Annotated in this window: 6 protein-coding genes; 4 read left to right on the plus strand and 2 right to left on the minus strand. The window is 75.7% G+C overall.

What is annotated here, in order from left to right; all coding sequences use genetic code 11:
* Positions 1 to 79: 79 nt before the first annotated feature.
* Complete coding sequence (locus tag ACFV0G_RS27435; RefSeq protein WP_380553447.1) at positions 80 to 745, plus strand: HAD family hydrolase; 666 nt, start codon at positions 80 to 82, stop codon at positions 743 to 745.
* Positions 745 to 1,065: a DMT family transporter gene (locus ACFV0G_RS27440; RefSeq protein WP_380553450.1), complete on the plus strand. Its 321-nt coding sequence runs from the start codon at positions 745 to 747 to the stop codon at positions 1,063 to 1,065. Before ACFV0G_RS27435 ends, ACFV0G_RS27440 begins: the two co-directional genes overlap by 1 nt.
* Here ACFV0G_RS27440 and ACFV0G_RS27445 read toward each other — a convergent pair.
* Positions 1,043 to 2,164: an SMI1/KNR4 family protein gene (locus ACFV0G_RS27445; protein WP_380553453.1), complete on the minus strand. Its 1,122-nt coding sequence runs from the start codon at positions 2,162 to 2,164 to the stop codon at positions 1,043 to 1,045. The two genes, ACFV0G_RS27440 and ACFV0G_RS27445, sit on opposite strands and share 23 nt — an antisense overlap.
* A gap of 221 nt (positions 2,165 to 2,385) precedes the next feature.
* On the opposite strand from ACFV0G_RS27445, the gene ACFV0G_RS27450 reads away from it, so the two are divergent.
* Positions 2,386 to 3,792, plus strand: coding sequence for an endonuclease/exonuclease/phosphatase family protein (locus ACFV0G_RS27450; protein ID WP_380553456.1), 1,407 nt, complete (start codon positions 2,386 to 2,388; stop codon positions 3,790 to 3,792).
* 11 nt (positions 3,793 to 3,803) lie between these two features.
* Positions 3,804 to 5,762, plus strand: a complete 1,959-nt coding sequence (locus tag ACFV0G_RS27455; RefSeq protein ID WP_380553459.1) for a phosphocholine-specific phospholipase C — start codon at positions 3,804 to 3,806, stop codon at positions 5,760 to 5,762.
* Positions 5,763 to 5,790: 28 nt separating this feature from the next.
* On the opposite strand, the gene ACFV0G_RS27460 is transcribed toward ACFV0G_RS27455, so the two are convergent.
* Positions 5,791 to 6,558 (minus strand): glycoside hydrolase family 3 N-terminal domain-containing protein (locus tag ACFV0G_RS27460; protein WP_380553462.1); only part of this gene is annotated, 768 nt, incomplete at its 5' end.

A 6,558-nucleotide genomic window follows, 5' to 3' on the forward strand; every position in this document is an offset into this window, starting at 1 on the left:
CGCGCGCGTCGGGATCCCGCCGCCCCCCCCGGGGCGCCCACGGGCCCGGCGCCCGCCCCTCTTTGCTTAAGGTGCACCCATGCCCGACACTCCCGCCGCCGTCCTGTTCGACATGGACGGCACCCTCGTCGACACCGAACACCTCTGGTGGCAGGCGGCCGCCGAGCTCGCCGCCGAGCTCGACCTGACGCTCACCGAGGACGACCTCCCCGAGGTGCTCGGCCGCGCCGTCGAGCACACCGCGGGCCACCTGCACCGCGCCAGCCGCACCGGCCGGACCGAGGACGACCTCGTCGCGGCGCTCAACGAGTCCTTCAGCAGCAAGGTGGCCGCCCGGGCGGTGCCCCGGCCCGGCGCCCTCGCCCTGCTGGCGCAGCTGCACGCGGCCGCCGTGCCGACCGCGCTGGTCTCCGCCTCGCCGCGCCGGGTGGTCGACCTGGTGCTGGCCGGGCTCGGCACCCAGTGGTTCACGGTGACGCTGGCCGCCGAGGACACCCCGCGGACCAAGCCGGAGCCCGACCCGTACCTGGCCGCCGCCGACCGGCTCGGCCTCGACCCGGCCGACTGCGTCGCCGTCGAGGACACCCCGGCCGGCGTCGCCTCCGCGAGCGCCGCGGGCTGCGCGGTGCTCGCCGTGCCGTCCACCGTGCCGATCACCGCGGCCGGCCGGGTCACCCTGCTGGAGAGCCTGGAGCAGGCCGACCTCGCCCTGCTCGGCCGGCTCGCGGCCGCCCGGCCCGCCTGATGCCCTGGCTGCTGCTCACGCTCGCCATCACCAGCGAGGTCTGCGCCACCAGTCTGCTCAAGCTCACCGACGGCTTCTCCCGGCTCTGGCCGAGCCTGGGCGTGGCGGCCGGCTACGTGCTGTCCTTCCTGCTGCTGGGGAAGGCGCTGAAGCAGATCCCGGTCTCGATCGCGTACGCCGTCTGGTCCGGCGCCGGCACCGCCGCGGTGGCCTGCATCGGGGCCGTCCTCTTCGCCGAACCGCTGGGCCGCGCCCAGTGGTTCGGCATCGCGTTGATCATCATGGGGGTCCTGGTGCTCAACCTCCGGGGCGGTCACTGACGCCCGGTCCGGCGGGGCCCGCACGGTGGTCCAGCTCGCCGAGCGCCTCGTCGTACCGGTATCGGCCCGCTTCCAGCGCGTCCGCGAAGTCCGTCAGGACGGACAGCCAGCCGTCCGCCACCACGTGGTCGGGGAAGCCCTGGTCGGCGTAGATCACCTGGCCGAGGACGCCGGCCGCGGCCGGGTCGAGGTCGAGCGCGACGATCGAGCCGTCCCCCTCGTGCGCGAGCGGGATCCAGCCCGGGCGCCAGCCCCAGTCCCGGCGGATCTCGTCGTCGGCGTCGGGTGAGTCCCAGCCGCCGTCCTCCACCGCCTCGTCGCGGCCCTCGGCGAGGTCGGCGACGTCGAGGTGGTCGACCGGGCCGCCCGGGACGTCGACGGCGCGGTGGATCCGGCAGGAGGCGGCGAAGTCCACCGGCAGCGGCCGGCCGAGCGCCTCCTCCGCCTCGGCGATGTCCGCGTCGTCGGCGGGCCCGGCCAGGCCGTCCAGGAGGGCGGGCGCGTGCCCGGCGAGGTACTCCTCGATCCTGCGCCAGGTGTCGGCGACGGCGGCGCGCAGGGCGGCGTCCCGGCGCTCGTCCGGCGGGAGCGGCGGCGGCGCGGCCTGCGGGTCGGACACGCCGGCGTCCTGCAGGTACCGCTCGGCGGCCGCCCGCTCGGTGTCGCCGAGCAGCTCCAGCCGGGCCGCGGCGCGCCACCGCAGCGCCGGCGGGCGGTCCGGGTCCTCGACGAGCCGCCACAGGGCGGCGGCCAGGTCGCCGCGGTACTCGGCACCGGCCTCGGCCACCGCCAGGGGCACGTCGTAGCAGTACCCCTCGCCGCGGCGGGCGAGGAACTCGTCCGGGTCCAGCAGGAGCGAGCCGAGGGCGAGCGCCACCGCGTGCGGGACGAAGTCGGGGTGGTGGGACGTCAGCGGCCTGCGCAGGAAGGGGACCGGCACGCCGCGGAGCAGGACGCCGTCCAGCGCCGCCCGGAGTTCGGCGTGGTGCGCCGGGCCGAGTTCCAGGAGGGCGTGGGCGGTTCGGAAGACCTCCAGCCGCCCGCTCTCGGCCACCGCCGCCAGCAGCGCCGTCACCGTCCGTTCCTGTGCGGACTCCATGGTTGCCCTCCCGTTGCCGTCCGTGCATCGGTCCGATGCCGGTCGGGTCGGACGCTACCGGGCCGGACGGACAGGGCCGGCGGGCACGGCGATTTGGCCGATCTCCCGACGGTCCGTCACGCGCCGTTCACAGCAAATCCGCCGCCGGCCGGGTCAATGGTCGAGTTGTTCAGCCAACTCGAACCAGCCGCGCCAACGGCGGTGCGGCGGACAGGACTTCCGTGGCGACAGGCTCGACGCTCGTCCTCGCGACACCGGCGGACCCGACCGAGGGCGACAGGCTCACCTTCCACTGGACGACCTCGGCCCCCGACCCGAAGAACTGGGTGGGGATCTACGACGGCACCCGGCAGCCGGGCACCGGGTCCTCGCTGCTGTGGAAGTACACGCCCGGCGGCAGCGGGGACGTCCAGCTGGACACCTCGGCTTTGACCGGCGGCCCGTACACCGCCTACCTGCTGGCCAAGGACGGGTACGGCATCCTGGCGCAGACCGGCCCGTTCGGCTTCCGGCCGAAGCCCGCCGCGCCGCGTCCGCACGCCGTCGTCGACGCCCTGACGACCGCGCAGGTCGCGCCCGGCGCAGCGGTGTCGGTGAAGCTCGGCGGGCTCTGGACGAAGGGCACCGGCGCCGCCGCGTACCGGAAGGTCTCCGGGGACGCCTGGCTGTCGGTGGCGGCCGACGGCACGGTGAGCGGCACCGCGCCCGCGGCCCAGGCTCACCCCGCCCACGTCACCGTCGGGATCAAGGACCCGTCCGGCGCCACCGACACGGTCACCGTGCAGATCCCGGTCCGCGACCCGGCCGGGCCGCTCACCCTGAAGACCGCGACCTGGAACCTCGCCAACGCGGGCGCCGCCTTCACCGACGCCGCGGAGAAGCAGCTGCGCGCCGTCCTCACCCAGGGCCTGGACGTGGTCGCCCTGCAGGAGACCGCCGGCACCGCCGCGCAGTCGCTGGCCACCACCCTCGGCTGGTACGCCTACCAGAGCTCGGGCAGCGTCGGCATCCTCAGCCGCTGGCCGCTCACCGCCGTCACCGCGCCGACCGCCGCGCTGCCCGCCGCCGGCGCCACCGTGCAGCTGCCGGGCGGGCGCACCGTCCGGTTCTGGGCCGCGCACCTCGACGAGGGGAACTACGGCCCGTACGCGATCCGGGACGGACAGAGCGCCGCCCAGGTGCAGAGCGCCGAGGCGTCCTCCACCCGCGGGCAGCAGGCGCAGGCGCTCGCCACCGCCGTCCGGGCCGACATCGCGGCCGGCGCCGGGGTCGTGCTGGCCGCCGACCTCGCCTCGCCCTCGCACCTGGACTGGACCGGCGCCGGCTCCCGCCCGGCCCTCGCCTGGCCGGTCACCGTCGCCCTGCAGAACGCCGGACTCACCGACGCGTACCGCGGCGCCCACCCCGACCCGGTGGCCTCCCCCGGGAACACCTGGTCGCCGACCCGCACGCTGCGCGGCACCGAGCCTGAGCCGCAGGACCGGATCGACCAGGTCCAGTACGCCGGTGCGCTGACCCTCGTCGAGGCGCACACCCTCGCCACCGGCTGGCCGCAGGCCGAGCCGAACGCCGCCGGCAACGGCTGGCCCAGCGACACCGCCGCCGCCGTCGCCACCTTCACCCTCTGAGAGGCCGTGCCATGACCCCCCAGCTCAGCCGCCGCAGCTTCGTCGCCGCGACGGCGGCCACCGGCGCGGCCGCCGCCGTGGGCCTGCCGCAGGCCGCCGCCCGGGCCGCCACCGGCGCCACCGGGTCGATCGCCGACGTCAGGCACGTGGTGATCCTCATGCAGGAGAACCGCTCCTTCGACCACTACTTCGGCACCCTGAACGGCGTCCGGGGCTTCGCCGACAAGCAGGCGCTGCAGTTCCCCGACGGCACCGACGTGTTCCGCCAGCCCGACGCCGGCCGCAGCGACGGCGGCGTGATGCTGCCGTTCCGGATGGACACCACCACGTACAACGCGCAGAACGCGGGCGGTCTCGCGCACGACTGGGCCACCGGCCACCAGGCCATCAACGGCGGCGCGATGAACAAGTGGATCGCCGCCAAGGGCGAGCGCACCATGGGCTACTTCACCCGCCAGGACATCCCGTACCAGTACGCGCTGGCCGATGCGTTCACGCTCTGCGACGCGTACTTCTGCTCGATGGCCGGCCCGACCGACCCCAACCGGCTCTACCTGTGGACGGGCACCGCCGGCCCCGGCCGGGACGGCACCACCGGCCCCTGGATCGACAACACCCCGGTCACCGACAACCCGGTGGCGGACTGGACGACCTACGCCGAGCGGCTGCAGGCCGCCGGGGTGAGCTGGCGGGTCTACCACAACCCCAGCAAGGACGACCGCACCGGCGACTACGACGACAACGCGCTCTCCTACTTCAAGCAGTTCCACAACTTCCCCGCCACGGACCCGCGGTACGTCAACGCGATGACCACGTTCGACCCGACCGCGTTCGACCGGCACTGCAAGGACGGCACCCTGCCGACCGTCTCCTGGCTGGTCGCGCCGTACCTGTTCTGCGAACACCCCAGCGCCAGCCCGGACTACGGCGCGCACTGGGTCAACACCGCACTGCAGTCGCTGATGTCCAACCCTGCCGTCTGGCAGCACACCGTGTTCCTGGTGATGTACGACGAGAACGACGGCTACTTCGACCACGTCGTACCGCCCACCCCGGAGCCGGGCACGCCGGAGGAGTACACCCAGGGCCGGGCGATCGGCCTCGGCAACCGGGTGCCGCTCTGGGTCGCCTCGCCGTGGTCGCGCGGCGGCTGGGTCAACTCCCAGGTGTTCGACCACACGTCGGTGCTGCGCTTCCTGGAGCTGGTCACCGGCGTCCGGGAGCCCAACATCTCGCCCTGGCGGCGGGCCGTCTGCGGCGACCTCACCAGCTGCCTCGACTTCACCGCGCCGGATTTCTCGATCCCGCAACTCCCGGACACCGCCGCCCTGATGGCCAAGGCGGACGCGGGCGCCGCACTGCCCGCCGTCCAGCTCCCTGCCACCGGCGCCCAGGCGATGCCCGTCCAGGAGTCCGGCGCCCGGCCGCACCGCCCGCTGCCCTACCGGCCGTGGGCCGACGCGGCGGTGGACCGCACCACCGGCAAGGTGGCGTGCACCCTGTCCAACGGCGGCTCGGTGGCCTTCCCGTTCACCGTCTACCCGAACATCGTGTACGCGTTCGCCGGCACCCCGTTCACGGTCGCGCCCGGTGCGAGCGGCAGCTACACCTGGGACGCATCGGCGACCGACGGCCGCTACGACTTCTCCGTGCACGGCCCGGACGGCTTCGTCCGGCGCTTCGCCGGGTCGATCGTGCGGGCGGGCCGGGACGACGTGGCCGTGCCGTCCGTGACGGCCGCCGCCACCGCCCGGGGCGTCACCCTGCAGCTCGCCAACGACGGCCGCACCGAGGTCTCCTTCAGCCTGGTGCCGAACGACTTCGCGGGCACCGCGCAGACCCTCTGGGTCGGCCCCGGCGGCCGGAGTTCGGTGACCTGGCCGCTGGACGCGGCCGGCCGCTACGACGTGGTGGTCACCGCGGGGACGGGCACCCGCTTCCTCCAGCGGTACGCGGGCACCGTGCACTGACCGGCCGCACCCCGCCGGGCGGGCCAGCTCAGCGCAGGCCCGCCCGGAGGGCGTCCACCCGGGCGAGCGCACCGGTGAAGGCGGTCCGGTCCAGGGTGCCGTCGTCGAGGGCGGCGGCGAGCCCGGCCGCCGCCCGCTCGCCCTGCGCGGCGTCCCGGGCGGAGCAGAGGATCAGGTCGATCCCGGCGGCGGCGGCCGCGACCGCGCGCTCCCCGGTGGAGCCGAAGGCGTCCAGCGAGCCGGCCTCCAGCGCGTCCGAGACGGTGACCCCGGTGAAGCCCAGCCGGCCGCGCAGCTCCTGCTGCACCACCACCGGCGACAGCCCGGCCGGGCGGGCGGCGTCCAGTGCCGGGTACGCCGCCCAGGAGAGCATCACCAGGCGGGCGCCGGCCGCGAGGGCGGCCGGGTAGGGCGCCTCGCCGACGGCGCGCAACTCCTCCAGCGGGTCGGCCAGGGTGACCGGGCCCTCGTCGGTGTTGGCGCCGGCCGGCGCGGTGCCGAGCCCGGGGAAGTGCTTGGCGGTGCCGGCGACGCCCTCCTGCGCCTGGGCCGCGGTGAATGCCGCGGTCAGCAGGCCCACCGTCCGCGGGTCGTGGCCGTAGGAGCGCTGCTTGGCGTCGATGAAGTTGCCGGGCCGCTCGTAGACGTCCAGCACCGGGGCGAGGTTGACGTTGAGTCCGGCGGCGGCGAGGGTGCGGCCGGGGCCGGCCCGCGCGCCGGCCGGGCCGGCCGGCCCGGGGGGCCGCCGGAGGGGGGGGGCGGCGGGCGGGTCGGCGGGCGGGCCCAGAGCGCCGGG

The organism is Kitasatospora sp. NPDC059571 (assembly GCF_042735675.1).
Classification (GTDB): Bacteria; Actinomycetota; Actinomycetes; order Streptomycetales; family Streptomycetaceae; genus Kitasatospora.

Excerpts from the sequence above, each read along its gene's own strand:
- ACFV0G_RS27435 (WP_380553447.1), top strand. The coding sequence starts at position 80 with ATGCCCGACACTCCCGCCGCCGTCCTGTTCGACATGGACGGCACCCTC.
- ACFV0G_RS27440 (WP_380553450.1), top strand. The coding sequence starts at position 745 with ATGCCCTGGCTGCTGCTCACGCTCGCCATCACCAGCGAGGTCTGCGCC.
- ACFV0G_RS27445 (WP_380553453.1), bottom strand. The coding sequence starts at position 2,164 with ATGGAGTCCGCACAGGAACGGACGGTGACGGCGCTGCTGGCGGCGGTG.
- ACFV0G_RS27455 (WP_380553459.1), top strand. The coding sequence starts at position 3,804 with ATGACCCCCCAGCTCAGCCGCCGCAGCTTCGTCGCCGCGACGGCGGCC.